The organism is Microbispora sp. ATCC PTA-5024, assembly GCF_000511135.2.
GTDB classification, from domain to species: Bacteria; Actinomycetota; Actinomycetes; order Streptosporangiales; family Streptosporangiaceae; genus Microbispora; species Microbispora corallina.
Genome location: NZ_KI866523.1, coordinates 1028448 through 1049816, shown reverse-complemented (window position 1 = coordinate 1049816; position 21369 = coordinate 1028448). Strand labels below are relative to the sequence as shown.

17 protein-coding genes are annotated in these 21369 nt (G+C 72.3%); 7 read left to right on the top strand and 10 right to left on the bottom strand.

The annotated features are described in order from the left end of the window. The first annotated feature begins 28 nt into the window (after positions 1 to 28). Positions 29 to 1273 carry a transcriptional regulator gene (locus MPTA5024_RS17455; RefSeq protein ID WP_442922069.1) on the top strand — a complete coding sequence of 415 codons (1245 nt, stop codon included), beginning with the start codon at positions 29 to 31 and terminating at the stop codon, positions 1271 to 1273. Positions 1274 to 1309: 36 nt separating this feature from the next. Continuing rightward, on the top strand, positions 1310 to 2266 hold the full coding sequence (locus tag MPTA5024_RS17450) for an EamA family transporter (protein WP_036325129.1): 957 nt from the start codon (positions 1310 to 1312) through the stop codon (positions 2264 to 2266). A 4-nt stretch (positions 2267 to 2270) separates the two neighbouring features. On the opposite strand, the gene hisC is transcribed toward MPTA5024_RS17450, so the two are convergent. After that, on the bottom strand, positions 2271 to 3332 hold the full coding sequence (gene hisC / locus MPTA5024_RS17445; RefSeq protein WP_198167201.1) for a histidinol-phosphate transaminase: 1062 nt from the start codon (positions 3330 to 3332) through the stop codon (positions 2271 to 2273). A gap of 96 nt (positions 3333 to 3428) precedes the next feature. Here hisC and MPTA5024_RS17440 point away from each other — a divergent pair, with 96 nt between their 5' ends. Continuing rightward, the gene (locus tag MPTA5024_RS17440; RefSeq protein ID WP_051458282.1) at positions 3429 to 4238 is read left to right on the top strand and encodes a polysaccharide deacetylase family protein; all 810 of its coding nucleotides are present in this window, start codon (positions 3429 to 3431) and stop codon (positions 4236 to 4238) included. Here the strand turns inward: MPTA5024_RS17440 and MPTA5024_RS17435 are convergent. The 6 genes from MPTA5024_RS17435 to MPTA5024_RS17410 all read right to left on the bottom strand — a co-directional run bounded on the left by MPTA5024_RS17435 (position 4217) and on the right by MPTA5024_RS17410 (position 12090). Then, positions 4217 to 5254: an acyltransferase family protein gene (locus MPTA5024_RS17435; RefSeq protein ID WP_063794704.1), complete on the bottom strand. Its 1038-nt coding sequence runs from the start codon at positions 5252 to 5254 to the stop codon at positions 4217 to 4219. The two genes, MPTA5024_RS17440 and MPTA5024_RS17435, sit on opposite strands and share 22 nt — an antisense overlap. Positions 5255 to 5357: 103 nt before the next feature. Then, entirely contained in the window at positions 5358 to 6014 is a 657-nt protein-coding gene (locus tag MPTA5024_RS17430; RefSeq protein WP_036325128.1) for an NUDIX hydrolase, read from the bottom strand. A gap of 10 nt (positions 6015 to 6024) precedes the next feature. Then, a complete protein-coding gene (locus MPTA5024_RS17425; protein ID WP_036325127.1) occupies positions 6025 to 7854 on the bottom strand; it encodes a DUF4434 domain-containing protein in 1830 nt (609 codons plus the stop codon). A 65-nt stretch (positions 7855 to 7919) separates the two neighbouring features. Continuing rightward, on the bottom strand, positions 7920 to 9008 hold the full coding sequence (locus tag MPTA5024_RS17420; RefSeq protein WP_036325126.1) for a glycosyltransferase: 1089 nt from the start codon (positions 9006 to 9008) through the stop codon (positions 7920 to 7922). Positions 9009 to 9022: 14 nt separating this feature from the next. Further along, on the bottom strand, positions 9023 to 10285 hold the full coding sequence (locus MPTA5024_RS17415) for a nucleotide sugar dehydrogenase (RefSeq protein WP_036325125.1): 1263 nt from the start codon (positions 10283 to 10285) through the stop codon (positions 9023 to 9025). A 107-nt stretch (positions 10286 to 10392) separates the two neighbouring features. Further along, on the bottom strand, positions 10393 to 12090 hold the full coding sequence (locus tag MPTA5024_RS17410; protein ID WP_232326510.1) for a glycosyltransferase family 4 protein: 1698 nt from the start codon (positions 12088 to 12090) through the stop codon (positions 10393 to 10395). Between the two features lie 56 nt (positions 12091 to 12146). Between MPTA5024_RS17410 and wecB the strand changes: the two genes are divergently transcribed. From wecB to MPTA5024_RS17395, 3 genes are all read left to right on the top strand, one after another. Further along, a complete protein-coding gene (wecB, locus tag MPTA5024_RS17405) occupies positions 12147 to 13274 on the top strand; it encodes a non-hydrolyzing UDP-N-acetylglucosamine 2-epimerase (RefSeq protein WP_036325124.1) in 1128 nt (375 codons plus the stop codon). A gap of 189 nt (positions 13275 to 13463) precedes the next feature. Beyond that, positions 13464 to 15539, top strand: a complete 2076-nt coding sequence (locus MPTA5024_RS17400) for a glycosyltransferase family protein (RefSeq protein ID WP_036325123.1) — start codon at positions 13464 to 13466, stop codon at positions 15537 to 15539. Positions 15540 to 15656: 117 nt separating this feature from the next. Beyond that, the gene (locus MPTA5024_RS17395; RefSeq protein WP_036325122.1) at positions 15657 to 17174 is read left to right on the top strand and encodes an MDR family MFS transporter; all 1518 of its coding nucleotides are present in this window, start codon (positions 15657 to 15659) and stop codon (positions 17172 to 17174) included. Between the two features lie 9 nt (positions 17175 to 17183). On the opposite strand, the gene MPTA5024_RS17390 is transcribed toward MPTA5024_RS17395, so the two are convergent. Next, positions 17184 to 18587: an MFS transporter gene (locus MPTA5024_RS17390; RefSeq protein WP_036326561.1), complete on the bottom strand. Its 1404-nt coding sequence runs from the start codon at positions 18585 to 18587 to the stop codon at positions 17184 to 17186. A 64-nt stretch (positions 18588 to 18651) separates the two neighbouring features. Here MPTA5024_RS17390 and MPTA5024_RS17385 point away from each other — a divergent pair, with 64 nt between their 5' ends. Further along, a complete protein-coding gene (locus tag MPTA5024_RS17385) occupies positions 18652 to 19443 on the top strand; it encodes a helix-turn-helix domain-containing protein (protein ID WP_036325121.1) in 792 nt (263 codons plus the stop codon). Positions 19444 to 19576: 133 nt separating this feature from the next. On the opposite strand, the gene MPTA5024_RS17380 is transcribed toward MPTA5024_RS17385, so the two are convergent. Further along, a complete protein-coding gene (locus tag MPTA5024_RS17380) occupies positions 19577 to 21037 on the bottom strand; it encodes a flotillin family protein (RefSeq protein WP_036325120.1) in 1461 nt (486 codons plus the stop codon). 28 nt (positions 21038 to 21065) lie between these two features. Then, positions 21066 to 21275: a hypothetical protein gene (locus MPTA5024_RS17375; protein WP_232326509.1), complete on the bottom strand. Its 210-nt coding sequence runs from the start codon at positions 21273 to 21275 to the stop codon at positions 21066 to 21068. Between the last annotated feature and the right edge of the window lie 94 nt (positions 21276 to 21369).

Sequence of the window (21369 nt, the reverse complement as noted above, 5' to 3'; positions counted from 1 at the left end):
CACGATAGGCGTGGTGGGGTCGCACGACCTGGTCGAGCGGGTGATGCTGATGGGCCACTCGGCGGCCCCGGTGCCCTGCCGGCTGGTCGCGGCGGCCTACCGGGACGAACAGGAGGCGGCGGACAAGGTCACCCGCCTGGGACCGGGAGTGGACGCGTGCCTGTTCGCGAGCCCGGTCCCCTTCGAGCTCGCCCGGCGCGCCGGCGTGCTGACGATGCCCGCCACCCACGTGCAGCTGGGCGGCGCGGCGCTCGTGGCGGCCGTGGCCAAGGCGGCCCTGGACGACCGGATCGACCCCCGCCGGGTCAGCGTCGACGTGCTGGGCCGGACGGAGATCGACGAGGTCTACGGCGACCTCAACCTCCCCTCGGGCGAGGTGCACACCCGTGACGAGCCCGGCCCGGTCGGGACGATCGCGGCCTTCCACGAGCGGCTGCTCCGGCAGGGCGTCACGACGGGCGCGCTGACGTGCGTCCACGGCGTGGCCGAGCGGCTGGTCTCGGCCGGGGTCCCGGTCGTGCCGATCCGGCCGACGTCCGCGGCCGTCCGTACGGCGCTGCACACGGCGGCCCTCCTCGGCGCCCGCCACCGGCTGGAGGAGTCGCAGCTCACGGTCGTGCTCGTGGAGGTGCCGACGCTGCGCGAGCCGGTACGGCGGGCGGCGCCCCGCTACTGGCGCGACGAGCTGCGGCTGTCGCTGCACCGGCTGCTGGTGCAGGAGGCCAATCGCATCAATGCGAGCGTGTGGCCCATCGACGACCACAGCTACCTGGTGGTGGCGACGAAGGGGTCGATCGCGGCGGCCACGGACGGCTTCCGCGTGCTTCCGTTCGCCGCGCGCATCCGCGAGGAGCTGGGCCTCGCGGTGGAGGTGGGCGTGGGCATGGGCCGCACCACCCACGAGGCCGAGACGCACGCCAGGGGCGCGCTGGCGCGCAGCCAGGGCGGAAAGCAGCCGCAGGGCTTCGCGGTCGACCGGGAGGGCAGGGCGCTGGTCCCGCCGCCCCGGATGCCGCCCCAGGCCGGCGGGCCGGTCAAGCCCAAGGGCGTGGAGGTCCTGGCGCGCCTGGCGGCCAAGCTGGAGGGCGGGGACACGGTGGTGGACGCGGAGGGTGCCGGCAAGATGCTCGGCGTCACCCCCCGCACGGCTCGGAGGTTGCTGCGCACGCTGGTTGACGAGGGACTCGCGTGGCCGCTCCCGCCGAACCGGACCCCGCAGCCGGGCCGTCCCCGGCAGCTCTACCGGCTCATCGTGGAGAAGCTGAACCGGTGACGGCCGCCGCGGAGGCGGGAGATAATGTCATGACCCATGGGACGGAACGGTCGTGACATCAGGGTCTGGCTGGCGCTCGCCGCGGTGTACGTCGTGTGGGGCTCGACGTACCTCGCCATCAAGTTCGCCATCGAGACCCTTCCCCCGCTGATCAGCGGCGGTCTCCGGTTCGTCGCGGCGGCCCTGGTGCTCGGCGCGGTCCTGCTGCTGCGCAGGGGGACCGCGCCCTTCCGGGTGACCGCCCGCCAGTGCGGCGGCGCCGCCCTGGTCGGGCTGCTGCTCCTCACGGCCGGCAACGGCCTGGTGGGCGTGGCCGAGCAGCACATCTCCAGCGGCCTCGCCGCGCTGCTCGTGGCCTCGGTGCCGCTGTGGCTCGTCGTGTTCCGCACGGTCGTCAGGGACCGGCCGCACGTGCTGACGCTGGCCGGGGTGCTCGTCGGCTTCGTCGGCGTGGCCGGGCTCACCCTCGGCGGCGGCGCGTCGGCCAGCGGCGTCGGGATCGGGGCCGTCCTGCTCGCGTCGCTGGCGTGGTCGCTCGGATCGTTCATCTCGCCGCGCATCGCCATGCCGGAGGACCCGTTCGCGGCGAGCGCGATCGAGATGGCCGCGGGCGGCGCCGGCATGCTGCTCCTCGCCCTGTGCACGGGCGAGCGGGTGCACCTGACGGCCGTGAGCGCGAGCTCCTGGGCCGCGGTGGCCTACCTGGTGTTGTTCGGGTCGCTCGTGGCGTTCACGTCGTACGTGTGGCTGCTCGGGAACGCGCCGATCTCGCTGGTGTCCACCTACGCGTACGTGAACCCCGTGGTCGCCGTGGTCCTCGGCGTGATCGTGCTGGGCGAGGACGTCACCACGGCGATGATCGTCGCCGGGGCGCTCATCGTCGTCGGCGTGGCGCTGGTCGTCTCGACCGAGCGCGCGAGGCCCGCACCCGAGACGGAGCCCGGGGAGGCGGAGCCCGGAGAGGCGGCGCTCGAGACCGGGCGCCGCCCCTGACGGTTCAGCGGCCGCGGAAGGCCTCGGCGGCGGCCAGGAACGCGTCGTTCGACTCGGGGTCGCCGATCGAGACGCGGGCGCCCTCGCCGGGGAACGGCCGCACGGCCACACCCACCCCGGCGCACGCCTCGGCGAACTCCACCGTCCGGTCGCCCAGCCGCAGCCAGACGAAGTTGGCCTCGGTCGGCGGCACCTGCCATCCCTGGGACAGCAGCGCCTCGCGGACCCGGGTGCGCTCCTTCACGACCGTCTCGACGCGCTCCAGCAGCTCGTCCTCGGCCTTCAGGGACGCCACCGCGGCGATCTGGGCGAGGTGGTTCACCGCGAACGGCAGCAGGGTCTTGCGGACGGCGGCGGCCACCGGCTCGTGCCCGATCAGGTAGCCCACCCGCAGCCCCGCCAGGCCGTACGCCTTCGAGAACGTGCGCAGGACCGCCACGTTGGGCCGCTCGCGGTAGAAGGCGAGGCCGTCGGGCACGTCGGCGTCCCTGACGTACTCCCGGTAGGCCTCGTCGAGCACGACGAGCACGTCGCCGGGCACGCGGTCGAGGAAGCGCTCGATCTCGGCCCTCCGGTTGGCCGTGCCGGTCGGGTTGTTCGGGTTGCACACGAGGACCAGCCGGGTCAGCGGCGTCACCGCGTCGGCCATCGCCTCGAGGTCATGGGTCTCGTCCACCAGCGGCACCTCGACCGCGGTGGCCCCGGCGAGGGCGGTCAGCAGCGGGTACGCCTCGAAGGCCCGCCACGCGTACAGCACCTCGGCGCCGGGCTCGCCGACGGCCTCCAGGAGCTGCTGGGTCACCGCCACCGACCCCGCGCCCACGGCCACGTGCTCCTCCGGCACGCCGTACCTGGCGGCGAGCGCCTCGATGAGCCGCACGGCGCCCGGGTCGGGGTAGCGGTTGATCTCCCCCGCCGCACGCGCCACGGCCTCCACGACCGACGGCAGCGGCTCGTAGGGGCTCTCGTTGGAGGACAGCTTGTACGACCGGCCGTCCGGGGCGACCACGGCCTTACCCGGCTTGTAGGCCGGCACGGTGTCGAGGATGGAACGGAATCGAGGCATGTCCTTACCTTAGGAGACGCTCCTCACCCGGTCGCAACCCCAGCTGTCCCTTACCGTTTGCCCGCGAGTGCGCCGTTTTCACTAGGATTCGGCGGCATGTGGCGCAAGATCAGGGTTGTCATCGCCGGCGCGAGCGCGGCCGGGATGTTCGCCGTCCCGGGGGCGGCGCAGGCGCAGACGGCGGCGGTCCCCGCGGCGGCCGGCGGCTCGGCGGGAACGGCCGCCGCCTCGGCACGGCCGGCGGCCGCTTCTGCGGGAACGGCGGCGACGGCCGGCACGAAGCCCAAGCCGTACTGCGCGCGATACAAGTGCATCGCCCTGACCTTCGACGACGGTCCCTGGCCGTACACGCCGGCGCTCCTCGACACGCTGAAGAAGCACAAGGCCAAGGCGACGTTCTTCGTGCTGGGCCGCAAGGTGGCCAACCGTCCCGAGCTGACGCGGCGGATCGTCGCCGAGGGCCACGAGATCGGCAACCACACCTGGGACCACGAGGTGCTCCCCACGCTGTCGGACGAGGAGATCCTGAGCACGGTCAGCAGCACCACCGACATCATCAGGGAGACGATCGGCAAGGCCCCCACGATGATGCGGCCCCCGAGCGGCGCGACCAACTCCCGGGTGGGCGCGCTCATGGCCCAGCTCGGCCTGCCGCAGATCCTGTGGACGGGCTCCACCCTCGACTGGCAGGCCAGGAACACCAAGGTGATCGCCAAGCGCACGCTCGCCCTGGCCAAGCGGAACGGCGTGATCCTGCTGCACGACATCGTCCCCGAGACGGTCAAGGCGATGCCGGGCGTGCTGACGACGCTGGAGAAGCAGGGCTACAGGTTCGTGACGATCACCACCTTGCTGCAGGGCCGGCAGCTCAAGGGCGGCGAGATCTACCCGCCGCGCGGCAAGTAGGCCACGTCGGCGACGAGCGAACGGTCGAGCGCCGCGCGCAGCCGCGACTGCAGCGGCCGCTCGACCAGCCGGTGCACGGCGTACGCGACGGCGAGCACGGCGGCCACCACCACGGGGAGCGCGAGCCGGTTGCCCAGCGGCAGCCGCAGCACGCCGATGAGCAGGAACCCCAGATGGTGGTGGAACAGGTAGAGCGGGTAGGTGAGCGCGCCCAGCGCCGTGAGCCACCGCCAGTCGAGCCCGTCGAGCACGCCCAGGGCCACCAGCACCATCACGAGGAACAGCAGCGAGATCACGGCGACGACGAGGGCCGAGCCGAGGGGCACGCCGAACCGGGCGACGGCCGGCGGGTTCTCCCCCAGCACCTGGACCAGCGCGAGCGCCCAGCCGGCGGCCACGAACAGCCAGGGGAACAGCGACCCGCCGAACCGGTGGATGAGGAACAGCGCCATCCCGGCGATGAAGTACGGCGCGCTGAACGGCACGAGCACCGCCTGCAGCAGGTCGGCGTCCACCCGCTCGGCGATCGCCAGCAGGAACAGCCACGCCCCCATGAACGCCAGGCAGCGGCGATAGGTGATCCCCACCGCGGCGAAGCAGGCGATGAGGGCGTAGAACACCAGCTCCTGCCAGAGCGTCCAGTACACGATCTCCAGGTCGCGCACCCGCAGTCCGTGCTGGAGCATCGTGAGGTTCGCCAGCAGCTCCGCGAACGTCGGACGGTGGTCGGTGACCAGCCCGGCCACCCCGAGGGCGCCCAGCAGGAGCACGCTCGCCCAATAGGCCGGGTAGAGCCGGGCGATCCGGGACGCCGCGAACTCGCCCGGCCCGCGGCCCCACGCGCTCATCAGGATGACGAAGCCGCTGATGAGGAAGAAAAGGCGCACGCCGTACACGCCGAACATGGTGACGGCGCTGAGCGCGGGAAAGGCGTTGGGCGTTCCCCACGCGCGCGTTTCGCCGAAATGGAAGAAGACCACCGAGATGGCCGCGCAGAACCTCAGCAGGTCGAGCACGCGAAGCCGGGGGGATTCAGCGGATTTGGCCGGCGCATCCGAAATGCGTGTGGCCGCTGCGAGCATATGCCGGAATATATCCGTACAGATCGTCGGGGACGAACTAAATCCGGAGCATCGGCGGGTGGAGGAGCACGGCGGGCCCGCGGCGGTGGAGCATGGCCGGCCGGCCGCCGTCCCGGGTGGTCGTCCGGCCCGTCTGCACGAGGAACCCCTCGGTCTTGGTGACCTTGCGGTGGAAGTTGCGCGGGTCGAGCGGACGACCCCACACGATCTCGTAGACCCGCCGCAGCTCCGCCACCGTGAACTCGGGCGGGCAGAAGGCGGCGCCCAGGGAGGTGTACTCCAGCTTGGCCCGCGCCCGCTCGACGCCGTCCAGCATGATGCGCCGGTGGTCGAAGGCCATCTCGGTCAGCTCCGCGACCGGCTGCCAGCTCATGTGCGCCTCGGTGGACGCCGGCAGGTCGGGGGCGAGCCCGAGGTAGGCCACGCTGACCACCCGCTGGCGGGGGTCGCGGTCGGGGTAGCCGTACGTCTGCAGTTGTTCGAGGTGCACCGGCGCCCCCGGGAGGCCGGCTCGTTCCGCCAGCACGCGGGCGGCGGCGGCGGGCAGGTCCTCCTCCAGCTTGATGAACCCGCCGGACAGCGCCCACCGGCCCTCGTACGGGGGCCGGTCGCGGCGCCACACCAGCGCGCTGAGCTGCTGGGACCTGACGGTGAGCACGACCAGATCCACGCTGACGGGTATGCGCGGGATCACGCTAGGCACGCTACACGCTGTTGTGGAAGTAGATGGGCTCCGCCGACCTGCGGCCGTCGGGGGAGGTGACGTCCACCCGCACCCAGACGCCGGCGGGCACGGTCGTCCAGTCCACCGGGATCCAGATGCGCTCGGTGCCGGCGGGCAGCCCGGGGATCGGAGCGGGGTCGTGCCAGCCGACCGTGGCCGAGTCGACCACCCGGGGGGTGTCCAGCCCCTGCCAGCTCAGCGTGACCTTGGCGTCGCCCAGGTGGTAGCCGCGCACCTCCAGGCCGTCCTGGATCTGGCGCTTCACCCGCTGCGCCTCCGCCGCGATGGGCCGGTTCCAGTCGGCCGCGATCTCCTCCGAGAGCGACGGGGAGCCGCAGGTGAAGAAGTCGCTCCACATGTAGGAGATGATCTTCGAGACGTACGGCGCGGCGAGCGCCACCTGCGTGTCGAGCCGTCCCTTGTCCGTACGGCCGCGTGTGCCCTGGCGGCCGCACGTGTCCGTCGCGGACGGCTCGAAGGCCTCCACGTTGGCCCACAGCTCCACCTGGACGCTCTCCTGGGACAGTTCCTCCCGCGCCTGGGACATGGCGCGGTAGTAGTCGCGGGTGGAGCCGTAATAGGCCGTGGCGTACGTGCTCTCGCCCACGACGGGCTTGAGCCGGTCGTCCACCGGCTCGTTCTTCAGGTTGGGCCAGTACAGCCCCACCTTGCCGGTGCCCCGGCCGTCCTGGGGGGCGATGATGCCCACGCCGGTCTCGGCCAGCGCCTTGAACCCGCGGGCCACCTGGGCGGGCGTCGAGGTGTACTTGAGCCGCCGGCGGCTGTCGATGTACGGGCTGACGAGGATGGGCTTGCCCGGGAGCTCCTGCTCCACGATGCGGTGCTGCTCGGCGTACACCTGGAGCGTCTGCACCTTGCTCGGGTCGGGCCAGTCCCGGAGCTGCAGCTCGAACGGCTGGTAGACGCCGCCGAGCGACTGCCGGCCCTGGAAGCGGTCGCCGTAGTCCTGCACGATGCGGCGGGTCAGCGTGGTGAGCGTGCCGATGTGCCGGGGGTCGGCGCGGGTGGGCTCGGTCGGGTCGCGGGGCGCGAGCGGCAGCGCGGGGAAGACCTTGATGCCGAACCGGTCGCCCAGGTCGAGAAGCTGGCTGAGGCTGTCCTGCGTCCCCGCGGACACCAGGATCAGGTGGTAGCCGCGGGCCTTGGAGGAGAAGTCGCAGGTGGGGTCGTCCGAGCCGTCGTCGGGGGCGACGAGCCGGTAGAAGACGTCGTCACCCACGACGATCTTGTGCTCCATCTGCGGGCAGCGGAAGATGCCCGGGCCGTACTGCTCGTCCGTGCGGTACGTGTACGTCCAGGTGATGCGGTTGCCGGGGTTCGCGGCCTTGAGGTCCTTCTCGGCCGCCTGGACGCACGTGAGGCCGTTCTCCTGGCAGACCTCGAACCGGCCGTCGGGCTTGAGGTCCTTCTGCGGGTCCTTGTCGTCGATCTTCTCCAGGACCCGGCCCTCGTCGTCCACCTGGCGGGGCGACAGGCCGAAGCCGAGCCGCACGACCGTGTCGCCGCCGAGCCGGTGGATGGCCTCGAGCTGGGTGCGCCAGGTGCAGGGGTCGGCCGTGGGGATGAGCCAGTAGCCGCTCACCGCGTACGGCGTGGTCGCGACCGTGTCGAACGTGCCACAGGGGTCGGTGAACGCGCTCTTCGAGGGGCGCGCGCTGGGAGGTGTGGCCGGCGACGTCATTCCCGCGTTGACCGTTCCGGACCGGGGCGTCCCGTCACGCAGGACGATCACCACCGATGCGACGCCCGCGAGGATCGCCACACCGAGGATCAGAGTGAGCCAGCGCACGTTCAGGACACTACCGCCCGTCGTTCATGGACATACCGCATAAAACCGGCGTGTTCAGCTGGAGTTCAGCTCTTGACGCCCGCCCAGGACTCGAGCTGGGAGACGAAGCGGCGGGCCGAGTTCGGCCAGTGGTGGTTGGCGCGCGCCGCGGCGTAGCCACGGCCGCCGGTGCCGCGCCGCTCGAAGGCGTTGTCCCTGAGCCGCAGGACGGCCTCGGCGACCGCCTTCGGGTCGTTCCAGGGCACCACGATGCCGCACTGGTAACGCTCCACGAGCTCGACGGCCCGGGGGGACGGCGTGGTGATGACCGGGATGCCGTGGGCCATGTACTCCACGATCTTCGTGGGCATCGAGTGGCGGTAGTTGGGCTCGTCGTGCAGCAGGGACAGTCCCGCGAGCGCCCCGTCGAGCCGTTTGAGCGCCTCGTCGTTCGGCATGAAGTCCCGCCACTCCAGCACGCCGTCGGCGACGGCCTCGTTGAGCAGCGGGCGGCTCTGTGGGTCGGCGTAGCCGATGAGCTCGACGGTCACCCGGTGGGGCTGCAGCAGCCGGGCCACCTCGACGGCCTCGTGGACGCCGCGGGCCTCCGACAGCCAGCCGAGGTAGACCACCCGGTCGTCGCCGGGCTGGCTGACGCTGTCGGGCACCCAGGTCTCGTTCGGCACGACCAGGTGGGCCTGACGGAACCGGCCCGCGTAGGCCGCCTCGGCCAGCAGCAGGTGCAGGTGCCGCTCGGCCGTCCCCTCCATCAGCCGGGCGAGGAACCGCATCGGCGGCCGGAGGAACGACGGCAGCCACGGCTTGAGCGACAGCGTCGCGGGGGTGTCCTCGTGGACGTCCCACACCACGGGCGGGCGCCCGCGCACCCCCGCCACCGCGAACAGCAGCTCGGGGTCGTGGACCAGCACGAGGTCCACCTTGCCGCGCATGCTCTTGAAGAGCCTCCGCGCGGCCCGTACAGCCGCGAACCGCCGGCGTTCGGCGGCTCGCGGCAGGTCCACCCCCGTCACCCACGACCGGGGGACGACCCCACGGGCGGTGTACGGCGCGGCATACGTGACCTCATGACCGGCGTCGACGAGCGCCCGGATCTGCCGGTGCAGGATCCGGGCGTCCTCCGGGTGGTGGACCACCGTCATGACGAGCACGTGCACGCGCGGGACCCTTCCTACAACCGCTCGACGCGATCGCTCGTCGCCAGCACGCCCCGGGTGTCCAGCACGAGCGAGGCCCGTTCCTCCACCACGTCCAGGTCGAACGCGGAGTGTTGCTGGAGCAGCACAGTGACGTCGGCGCCGGCCACCGCGGCCGCCAGGTCCTCCTCACGGGGGACCGACCGGCCCTCGACCGACCACTCCTTGACGTACGGGTCGCAGAACGACAGCTCGGCGCCGAGTTCCAGCAGGGCCTCGGCGAGCGGGATCGCGGGCGTCTCGCGCTCGTCGGCGATGTCCGGCTTGTACGTGACGCCCAGCAGCAGCACCCGGGAGCCGTTGACGGGCTTGCGGGCCCGGTTGAGAAGCCGCTGCACGCGGGCCACGACGTACGACGGCATCCGCTCGTTGATCTCCTGGGCCAGCTCCACGAACCGGAACGGGTAGCCCAGCTTGCGGACCGTGTACGACAGGTACGACGGGTCGACCGGGATGCAGTGGCCGCCGACGCCCGGGCCGGGCAGGAACTTCTGGAACCCGAACGGCTTGGTGGAGGCCGCCTCGATGGCCTCCCACAGGTTCACTCCGAGCTCGTCGCAGAAGATCGCCATCTCGTTGACGAGGGCGATGTTGACGTGCCGGTAGGTGTTCTCCAGCAGCTTCGCCATCTCCGCCTCGCGGGTGCCGCTGACCGGCACGACCCGCTCGACGAACCGGGCGTAGAAGGCCGCCGCCCGCTCCTTGCAGGCGGCTGTGTATCCGCCCACGACCTTCGGCGTGTTGCGCAGGCCGTACTTGGGGTTGCCCGGGTCGATCCGCTCCGGCGAGAACGCGAGGTGGAAGTCCTCGCCGGCCGTCAGGCCCGACCCCTCAAGGATCGGCCGCACCAGCTCGTCGGTCGTGCCGGGCCAGGTGGTGGACTCCAGCACGACCAGCGTCCCCGGCCGCATGTGCTCGGCGACGGCTCTGGTCGCGCCCTCGACGGCGGACAGGTCCGGCCGGTGGTCCTCGTCGAGCGGGGTCGGCACGCAGATGACGATCGTGGCCGACGAAGCCAGCACGGAGGCGTCCAGCGTGGCGGTGAAGCCGCCGGACAGCATGGCGTCGAGATCGGCGTCGGTCAGGTCGTCGATGTACGACTGACCGGCGTTCAGCGCCTCGACCTTGCGGGGATCGACGTCCAGACCAGCCACCCGCAGACCTGCCGCCGTGGCCTCCTTGGCCAGCGGCATGCCCACGTACCCCAGCCCGATGATCGTGAGATCGAAGGCGGTCACGGCGTGACCTGAGGGCGGAAACAACACTTCATGGTGGCAAAGGCTATCTCAACTCGGCACCAAGGATGCCTGATGCACAGGATCCTCCAATGTGCGTATGGGCGACCTTAGGTCAGGGACCGGTAGATTTCCTGATAGGTACGGGCAAGACTGCTCCACGTGCGGTGGGCGGCGACCTCCGCCTTGCCCGCCTCGCCCATGGTCCTGCGGCGCTCGGGATCGTCCCTCAGCGCGGCGAGCGCCTTGGCGAGCGCGGCCGGGTCGCCGGCGGGGACCAGGAGCCCGGCCCCCTCGCCGCCCACGAGCTCCGAGAGCGCCGGCAGGTCGCTCAGGACGACCGGCTTGCCGAGCGCCATCGCCTCGACCGGCTTCAGCGGCGTCACGAGCCGGCAGACGCGCAGGTCCTCACGCGGGCAGACGAAGATGTCGAGGGCGGCCTGGGCCTGCAGCGCCTCGTCGGGCCCCACGCGCCCCGGCAGGATCGCGACGTCGCCGATCCCCAGCCGTTCGACCTGCTCCAGCAGGGCGGGCCGTTCGGCGCCGTCACCCACGATCAGCACCCGGACCGGCGTTTTGGCATCCTTGAGCTGGGCGGCCGCGCCGAGCAGCGTGGCGAAGCCCTCGTAGCCGACGATGCTCGACACCGATCCGACCACGATCTCGCCGGGGGCGATGCCGTACCGCTCCCGGAAGGCGGCGCCGTCGTAGTCGGCGGTGAGCAGCGTGTCGTCGACGGCGTTGGGGGCGAGGAAGATGCGCTCGCGCGGCACGCCGCGCTCGACGATCTCGGCGGCCATGGTCTCGGCCAGCGTCACGACGGCGTCGGCCTCGCGCATGATGTGGGCCTCGCGCTCACGCTGCATGAGGTGGCGCTCGCTGCCGATGCGCTTGGGGTCCCGCGAGGTCCAGGTCTCCTCGAGGAAGCCGCGCACCTCGTACACGAACGGCGTGTTCGTCCGCTCCCGCACGGCGAGGGCGACCGAGCCGTTCCTGTGGTCGGTCGCGGCGTGCAGCACCTGCGGACGGAGGGTCCTGACCAGCTCGGACACGTCGGCCGCGCCGCGGATCATCCGTCCCCGGCTCTCGAACGGCACGTCGCCCTTCGGCAGCAGACGGTAGTACGGGATGCCGTCGATCTCCTCGTACGGCTCGGCGTCGGTGTGGCCCTGCAGCATGGGCCAGCCCCAGCTCGTCACCACGTGGGGGTCGAGCCCGGCCGCCTTCTGCGCCGTGACGATCCGATGGGTGCGGACCGTGTACCCCGCCTGCGTGTACGGCAGGGCGTTGGTGACCATGTGGAGCACCCGGCCCTGCACGCGCTCGCCCATGATGACCTTGGGCTTCGGCGGGATCGGGTCGGCCCCGATGGCGGCCATCTCGCCCTCGTAGTAGGCGATCCTGCGGCGGATGAAGGGCCACCGCTGGTGGGGCCGCAGCACCTTGACGGCCTGCGACATCCGGCCGGCCTCGAAGTGGACCTTCGCCTCCTCCAGCGGCCCGTCGGCCATCCGCCGGATGATCCGGCGGGTGGTGACCTTGACGTACCGCGCCGCGGGCCAGGCGACCCGTCCGACGAGCGGGCGCACGCGGGCCGGCATCGCGTCGGCGGCCGCCTGGGCCACCCGCACCGGATCCGACTTCACCTTGCTGACGAAGATCCGGGAGACGAGGACGGGGTTCCTCGCGAATCCCCGGAGGAAGCGGCCGAGTCCGGCCTTGGCCGACGCGGCGGCGATCCCGGTGGCCGGTGCCGGGCCGCCGTTCGCGGGCACGGCCTCTGCGGGCTTGTTGGCCTCGGATTCCACGGCGTGACCGTACCATAGGCAACGTTTGCCCCAGGTCCGTATGAAAGGCGAGGTCAATGAGGGACAACCCCCTCGTCCTGCACGTGCTGGGCGCCCGGCCCAACTTCGTCAAGGCGGCTCCCGTCGTGAACGGGCTGGCCGCGCTCGGAGTCCGGCAGGGCATCATCCACACCGGCCAGCACTACGACGCGCTGATGTCCGACGTGTTCTTCGCCGACCTGGGCCTGCCCGAGCCGCTGGCCAACCTCGGCGTCGGCTCCGGATCCCACGCCCGGCAGACCGCGGCGCTGCTCGTCGGGCTCGAGGACGTCGTGCAGGAGCACCGTCCGGCGCTCGTCGTCGTGTACGGCGACGTGAACTCCACGCTGGCGGCCATCCTCGTGTGCGCGAAGCTCCACGTGCCGACCGCGCACGTGGAGGCGGGGCTGCGCTCGTTCGACCGGGAGATGCCTGAGGAGGTCAACCGGGTCGTCACCGACGCGCTGGCCGACATGCTGTTCGCCACCTCGCCGGAGGCGCTGTCGCACCTCGCCAACGAGGGCGTCGACCCCGCCCGGGTCCATCTCGTGGGCAACCCGATGATCGACAGCCTGTTCGCCGCGCTGCCGAAGCTCGACCCCGCGCCGGTGCGGGAGCGGCTGGGGGTCCCCGGCAGGTACGCGGTGGCCACCCTGCACCGGCCGGCCAACGTGGACGACCCCGAGGCGGCGCGCGAGCTGGTGGAGGCGGTGCTCGGCGTGGCCGACCAGGTGCCGGTGGTCGTCCCGCTGCACCCGCGCGGGCGGCAGCGGCTCGCCGACGCCGGGCTGGTGGACCGGGAGAACCTGCAGATCGTCGACCCGCTCGGGTACGTGGACTTCCTGTCGCTGGTGCGAGGCGCGGCGCTGGTCGTCACCGACTCCGGCGGCGTGCAGGAGGAGACGACCGTGCTGGGCGTCCCCTGCCTGACCGTGCGGCAGAACACCGAGCGGCCCATCACGGTGACCCACGGGACCAACCGCCTCGTGACCCCGGCCTCGCTGCCGGCTGCCGCGTCCAAGGCGCTGGCCGACGGCGCCGCGACGCCGAGCGGCGACCTGCCGCCGCTGTGGGACGGCGCGGCGGGCCCGAGGATCGCCCGCGTCATCGAGGCGTGGCTGCGGGACGAGAACCTCTCGCCCGCGTCCCGCGGCCGGGTCAGTTAGCCCGGGAACCGGTCCGAGCGAGCCGGAGGGGCGCGGCCTTGTCTGGACTGAGGAGTGAGGAAGCGAGGGACGAGCTTCCGAATGACGAGGGAAGACGAGGCGAGTGAGCGCCCCGACGGTGAAGCGGGTAAAACGGCACAAAGGTGGCGGTGCCCCCCGTACGATGTCTCTTCCGTAAGGGGGAGAGGCATGGCTGAGACAGACGAGACGCCCGAGACTCCGGACGGCCCGCGCTTCCAGCGCCTGGGCCCGGCGAACTGGCTGCCCGAGGAGCGCAAGCTCGTCGAGCGCTACGAGCAGCGGATCCGCGAGCTGGAGAAGAAGCTCGCGATCGAGGAGGCCCGGGCCGACTACGCCGTCTGGAAGCTCAAGGCCACCCAGACGCAGCGGCCGTACCGGGTCGCGCAGGCGCTCACCGGCGCCGGGCGGCCCGCGAAGATCGTCAAGCTGCCGCGCGACCTCGGCAAGGCGATGAAGGAGCGCAAGAGCCCCAAGCCGCCCCTGCCGGTGACCGAGGCCGCCAAGCTGGCCGAGGCCCGGGGCCCCGAGGTGAGGATCCCGTCGCTGCAGTGGCCGGACGGGCCTGTGGTCCGGCCCGACCTGCGGGTGGCCGTCATCCTGGACGACTTCTCCCGGATGGCGTTCCGGTACGAGTGGGACCAGATCGAGTTCGGCCTGAACGACTGGCGCGAGGTCTTCGCCGCCAAGCGGCCGGAGATGCTGTTCTGCGAGTCGGCCTGGCACGGCAACCAGGGCCGCTGGCGCTACCAGATGACCGGGACCAAGGCCCCCAAGCAGGAGCTCCGCGACCTCATCGCCTGGTGCAACGAGGAGGGCATCCCCACGGTCTTCTGGAACAAAGAGGACCCGCCCAACTTCGACTTCTTCATCGACACGGCCAAGCTGTTCGACTACGTGTACACGTGCGACGGCGACATGATCCCGAAATATCGTGAAGTCCTGGGACACGACCGTGTCGGCGTGCTGCAGTTCGCGGCCCAGCCCCGGATCCACAACCCGATCCAGACCAAGCAGGGCCGGCCGTACGACATCGTCTTCGCGGGCATGTACTTCCGGGACAAGCACCCCGAGCGGCGCGAGCAGATGGAGACGGTCCTCGCGCCCACGCGCGAGCTGGGCCTGCACATCTTCGCCCGCAACGGCACGGTGGACGACAAGTACGCCTGGCCCGAGGAGTACCGCCCCCACATCGTGGGCGAGCTGCCGTACGAGCAGATGCTGGCCGCGTACAAGATGTACAAGGTCTTCCTGAACGTCAACTCGGTCATCGACTCCCCGACCATGTGCGCCCGGCGGGTGTTCGAGCTGTCGGCCTGCTCGACCACCGTGCTGTCGGGCTGGTCGCGGGCCATCGAGGAGACGTTCGGCCCGCTCATCCCGGTGGCCCACTCGCAGGAGGAGGCCTACAACCGGGCGCTGTACCTCATCAACAGCCCCGAGCTGCGGGCCCGTCAGGCCCACCTCGCGATGCGGGAGGTGTTCGACAGGCACCTGTTCTCGCACCGGGTGGACCAGATCCTCGCCGACCTCGGGCGCCCGGCGGCCTCGCGCACGCCGTCCGTCTCTGTGGTGCTGCCCACCAACCGGGCCGGCCAGCTGGAGCACGCGATCAGCCAGGTGGCCCGCCAGCGGCACCGCAACCTGGAGCTCGTGCTGGTGCTGCACGGCCTGTCGGAGGACCCGGGCGTCGTCAGGGACAAGGCTCTGGCCGCGGGCATCCCGGCCGTCAAGGTGCTGACCGCCGACCCCTCGTGGACGCTCGGCGAGGTGCTCAACCACGGCATCGCGCACGCCGACGGCGAGCTCATCTCCAAGATGGACGACGACAACCTGTACGGCGAGCACTACCTGTCGGACCTGATCCGGGCGTTCGACTACGCCGACGCCGAGATGGTCGGCAAGGGCGCCCACTACACCTACTTCCCCGACCAGGACGTCACGGTCTTCCGCCTGCCCGGCCTGGAGCACCGGTACGCCCACCTCATCCAGGGCGCCACCATCGTCGCCCGGGCCGACCTGCTGCGCTCGATGCCGTTCGAGGCGGTCAACGCGGGCGAGGACACCCGGCTGGTGCGGCGCTGCAAGGAGGAGGGCGTGCGGATCTACTCGGCCGACCGCTTCAACTTCGTCTACATGCGCGGCTCCGACGCGACCGCCCACACCTGGCAGGCCGCCGACTACAAGCTCACCCGCAACGCCCAGTTCTGCTTCGCCGGAAACCCGGAGGCGCACGTCCTCATCTGACCGATAACCTCCCAATGGGAGATATCGGAATTATCGGGATGGCGTGCCGGTTGCGAACTGCTGGGACCGCCGCCCGCGGTCCGATCGGATGCGTGACCGGACGTACGGGGGTAGGGCGTGACCACGGCAACGACGCGGACGGGAGTGGGTCTCAGGTCGGAACGCGGTCCGGTGCTCGCCGCCATCATGCTCTGCACCGGGCTGGTCGCGCTGGACAGCACGATCATCGCGACGGCCGTCCCGTCCGTCGTCGGGGACCTCGGGGGCTTCTCGCAGTTCCCGTGGCTGTTCTCCATCTACCTGCTCACGCAGGCGGTCACCGTGCCCATCTACGGCAAGCTCGCCGACGTCTTCGGCCGCAAGCCGGTCATGTTCGTCGGCATCGCCGTGTTCCTCCTCGGCTCCGCGCTGTGCGGCGGCGCCTGGAGCATGGGCGCGCTGATCGGCTTCCGGGCGCTCCAGGGCATCGGCGCGGGGGCCGTGCAGCCGATGAGCATCACGATGGTCGGCGACCTCTACTCGGTCGAGGAGCGGGCCCGCGTCCAGGGCTACATCGCGAGCGTATGGGGCATCTCCTCGGTCGTCGGCCCGACCCTGGGCGGCCTGTTCTCCGAGTACGTCTCCTGGCGCTGGATCTTCTTCGTCAACCTGCCGCTGGGCGCGCTGGCGGCGTGGACGCTGGCGCGCCGGTTCAAGGAGAAGGTGGCCGGCGGCTCGCACACCATCGACTACCTCGGCGCCGCCCTCCTCACCGCCGGGTCGTCGCTGCTCATCCTCGGCCTCCTGGAGGGCGGGGTGGCCTGGGAGTGGGCGTCCCCCGTCAGCCTCCTCATCTTCGGGGCGGGCGCCGTGCTGGTGGCCGCCTTCGTGCTCGTGGAGCGCCGGGCGGCCGAGCCCGTCCTCCCGCTGTGGGTGTTCAGCCGCCGCACGCTGACCGGCGGCAACCTCGTCGGGCTCGGCGTCGGCGCCCTGCTCATCGGCTTCACCTCCTACGTCCCGACGTACGCCCAGGGGGTGCTCGGCACGGGCGCGCTGGTCGCCGGGTTCGCCCTGGCGGCGCTCACGCTCGGCTGGCCGATCGCGGCCGCCCTGTCGGGACGGGTCTACATGCGCCTCGGCTTCCGCGACACCGCGCTGATCGGCACGGTCGTGGTCGTGGTGGGCACCGTGCTGTGCGTCCTGCTCGGCCGCGGCTCCGAGCTGTGGGAGGTGGCCGCGGCCTGCTTCGTCGTCGGCGTCGGCCTCGGCCTGTCGGCGAGCCCGACCATGGTGGCCGTGCAGTCCGTCGTGGGCTGGGAGCGCCGGGGCGTCGTCACGGGGACCAACATGTTCTGCCGCTCGATCGGCAGCGCCCTCGGCGCGGCGATCCTCGGAGCCGTGTCCAACGCCACGCTGTCCGACCGCTTCTCCCGGCCGCCCGCCGGGGTGGCCGGGCACCTGCCCGCCAGCCTCGACGCCACCGACACCGTGCTGAACGGGCAGGCGCCGGCCCAGCCGGCCGTGGCCGCGTTCGTCCGCTCGGCCCTGTACGACGCGGTGCACAACGTCTTCCTGGTCCTCGTGGTGGTCGCCGTGCTCAGCGTCGGCGCGCTGCTGCTCATGCCTCGCCGTACGAGGGAACTGTCCTTCGACTGAGCCGCGCGGTCATCCGACGGCGGCGTGTTCCTCGATGGGAGCGCGGCGGCGCAACGCCGTACGGGCGACGGCGGCGCTCAGCGCCCCGGCCGCGAGCAGGGCGGCGACGACGGCCAGCGCCGGCCCGGCGCCGGCGGCCAGGTAGAGCCCGCCGAGCCCGGCGACCGCGCCGACCGAGGCCAGGACGGGGCCGGTCGAGTTCAGCGCCGACAGCGCCGAGGCCCGGTCCGGGCCCACGACGGCGGCCACCTGCGCCATCAGGGGGCTGTAGCCCGCGGCGTGCCCGGCGCCCGCCAGGAACAGCAGGGGCGTGCCGAGCCCCGCCGGCCACCCGGCTCCGGGGAGGGCCTCCGCGAACCCGGCCACGACCAGGACGACTCCGGCGAAGACGGCGGGCCCCGCGACCGGGAGGGCCGACTGCGCCCGTTCGGGCAGCCGCGCCCACGTCAGGCTCAGCGCCCCGAAGCCGGCCGTGTACGGCAGGAAGGCGAGCCCGGCGGCGAGGGCGCCGAAGCCGAGGTCGCCCTGGAGGTGCAGGGTCAGCGTGAACAGGAACGCGGTGTAGCAGCCCATCACCGCACAGCACGTGAGCAGTGCGGGCCGCACGCCGGGGGGCCGCAGCACGGCGAGGTCGAGCAGCGGCACGCCTCCGGCGCGGGCGACCCGGCCCTCGTACCCGGCGAACAACGCCAGCAGCACCGGGCCGCCGCACAGCGAGGCCCAGGCCCACAACGGCCAGCCGTGCCGCCCGCCGAAGATCAGCGGGACGACCAGGGCGGCCATGGCCGCGGTGAGCAGCGCGACGCCGCCGAGGTCGAGCCGCCGCGCCACGCGCCGTCCCTCGGGCAGGACGCGCGGGCCCACGGCCACCAGGACGGCGCCCACCGGAACGTTGACCAGGAAGATCGGTCGCCAGCCCAGCCCGAACAGGTCGGCGGCGACCAGCACGCCGCCGGCCAGCTGGCCGAGGGCGACGCCCAGGGCGAGCACCGTCGAGTAGAGGCCGATGGCCCGCTTGCGGGCCGCCCCGTCGAAGCGGAGCTGGATCAGCGAGAAGACCTGCGGCATCATCAGCGCCGCGCCGGCCGCCTGCGCGACGCGGGCCGCCACCAGCACCGGCGCGGCCGGCGCCACCCCGCACAGCAGGGACGACGCGGTGAACGCCGCCAGCCCCCAGAGGAACGCCCGCCGATGGCCGAGCAGATCGCCCAGGCGGGCGCCGGTCACGACCAGGACCCCGAGCGTCAGCAGGTACGCCGAGGGGACCAGTTGCAGGACGGGCGCGCCCGCCTGCAGGTCGCGCCGTATCGACGGCAGCGCCACCGTGACGATCGAGCCGTCCATCGATGCCATCGTCTGCCCGGCCAGCAGCACGGTGAGGACCGTGCCCGGCCGGGTCGTCGAGATCGTCATGGACACCAGGCTCCGCCGTGCCGCACGCCCGGGTCTTGAAGATTCTTGCCCGTAGAGTGGATCGGTGCGCACCTGGAGGGCGGTCGTGGAGACGCCGGACTTCTCCGTCCGGGTGGTCTCCTGCACGGCCCGGCATCACGCCTGGTCGGCGCCCGAGGAGGGCGCGACGAACGGCATCGTGCTCGTGCACCGGGGGATGTTCCGGGTGCGCAGCGACGGTCACCGCGTGGTGGCCGATCCCACCACGGGCTATGTGCAGGCGCCGGGACGCGAGTACGCGTTCGCGCACCCCTCCGGAGGGGACGTGTGCACGTTCATCCAGGTGCGCCCCTCGCTCTGGCAGGCCGTGGTCGCGGACGACGCGCCGGGCCCCTCGGTCGCCGTGGACGGCCGCGTGGAGCTCGCCCACCGGCTGCTCCTGCGGACCGGGGAGGACGCCGCGGACCCGGCCGAACGGCTGGTGCACGCGCTCGCGGCGGCCGTCCGCCCGCCGGGCGAACCGGGCTCCGCCCGCGGCGACCTGGCCGACCGGGCCCGCGAGGCCATCCTGGAGGACGACCCCGACGCGGCCGACCTGGTGCGGCTGGCGGAGGCGCTCGGGGTGTCGCCGTCCCACCTGAGCCGGACCTTCCGTCGGCACGTCGGCATGACGGTCAGCCGCTACCGCAACCGCGTCCGGGTGAGCCGCGCCCTCGCCCGCATCGAGCAGGGCGAGGGCGACCTCGCCGCCCTCGCCGCCGCTCTCGGCTTCGCCGACCAGGCGCACCTCACCCGGACCGTGCGCGCGGAGCTCGGGCACCCGCCCGGCCGCCTCCGCCGGCTCTTCTCCGGCGGGACGGCCGGTCAGGACGGCTGACAGCGGGGCGCGCGTCCCGGATGCCGATGTGCGGGGGACGGCGCCGCCGTCGTCGCCGCCCCGCTCGCGGCCGGAGCAACGAGCGCCGCCCTCGCCCGTACGGCGTCGCGATGTGCGCGCCCGGGACGGCGCGTCAGGACTCGCTGAGGGACTTCGGCTCGGCGCCGTTGACGCTCGCCGGGGCGCCGTTGCCGGCGGCGCCGCCCGACAGCAGGGAGCGGGCCAGGCCGAGGCCGGCGCCGCCCAGCGTGAGGGCCTTGGCGAGCATCTCCTCGACGCCCTGGGCGCCGTTCAGCACGACCATGTGGTCCACGTTGCCGAACGCCTTCGCGCCCGCCTCCACGATCTGCGGCCAGTTCTCCGCGAGCTGCTGGGCGATGACCGCCTCCTGGTTCTCCGCCAGCGCCTGCGAACGCGCCCGGATCGCCTCGGCCTCCGCCAGGCCGCGCGCCTTGGCCGCCTCCGCCTCGGCGAGACCCCGGGCCTGGGACGCCTCCGCCTCGGCGAGACCGGTCGCCCTGGTCGCCGCGGCCGCCGCCTCACCGCGCACGCGGACCGACTCGGCGTCCGCCGCCGCGGCCTGCTTCACCTGGGACGCCTGCGCCACGGCCCGCAGCTCGGTCTCCCGCGCCTCGGCCTCGGCCTGCGCGATGCGGGCGTCGCGCTCGGCCTGCGAGAGCGTGACGGTCTCGTACGCCTTGGCGTCGGCAGGCTTGCGGACCTGCGACTGCAGCCGCTGCTCGGCCAGCTGGGCCTCCAGTTCGGCCGCCCGGGTCTCCTGGACGACGACCTCCTGGCGCGCGGACGCCTCCGACAGCGGGCCGGCCTGCCGGGACCGCGCCTGCGCCTCGTCGATCTCGGCCTGGTAGGAGGCCTGCTTGATCTGGGCGTCGCGCCAGGCCGCGGCCTTGTTCGCGGCGGCCACCTGCTCGGCCTCGGTCGCCTCCTGGTCGCGCTGCGCCTCGGCGATGCGGGCGGACGCCGCGATCTTCGCCGCGTGCGGCTTGCCCAGGTTGGTGATGTAGCCGGTCTCGTCGTCGATCTCCTGGATCTGCAGGGAGTCGACGACCAGGCCGAGCTTGCTCATCTCGTCGGCGGCCGAGCTGCGCGTCTCGCTCGTCAGCCGCTCGCGGTTGAGGATGAGGTCCTCGACCGTCAGGTTGCCGATGATCGAGCGCAGGTGACCGGTGAACAGCTCGTGTATCGCGCCGTTCATCGAGTCCTGCTGGTCGAGGAAGCGGCGTGCGGCGTTGGCGATGCTGGCGAAGTCGTCGCCCACCTTGTAGATGACGACGCCGCGCACCTGGACCGGGATGCCCTGCTGGGTGACGCAGGAGACCTGGAGGTTGGCCGCGCGGCTGTCGAGCCGCAGCCGGCGGGCGTTCTGGAAGCCGGGCAGGACGGCCGTGCCCTTGCCCGTAACGATCTTGAACCCGAGGCTGTCGGCCAGCTCGTTCTTCGTGTGGGCGCCGAGGCCCGAGATGATGAGCGCCTCGTTGGGCTCGGCCACCCGCCAGACGGCCTTGAACACCAGGATGAGGACGATGAGGGCGACGACTATCGCGCCACCCAGGACCACGATCTCCGTGGGCATGCGTGCCTCCGCAGTGGGGGGAGAGGAGTCAGACGACCGCGCGGGCGACGTAGACCGTGCGCGGCGGTGAATACTCCACGACGATGACGATCGATCCGACCGCGATCTCCTCGTCGGGCACGCTCGGATAGGCGTAGAACGCCTCGACACCCCCGCGGATGGCCACCATCACCTCGCCGACAAGGCCGGGGCCTATCTTCCCCGTGACCCTGCCCTGCCTGCCGACCACCCGTGTCACCCCGTCGTTTCACTTCACCGCGAAAGCGCACGTTACCCCGTGGCGCCGATCGACGACAGGTGCGGGAACGAAACCGTCACCCGCCGCCGCACGG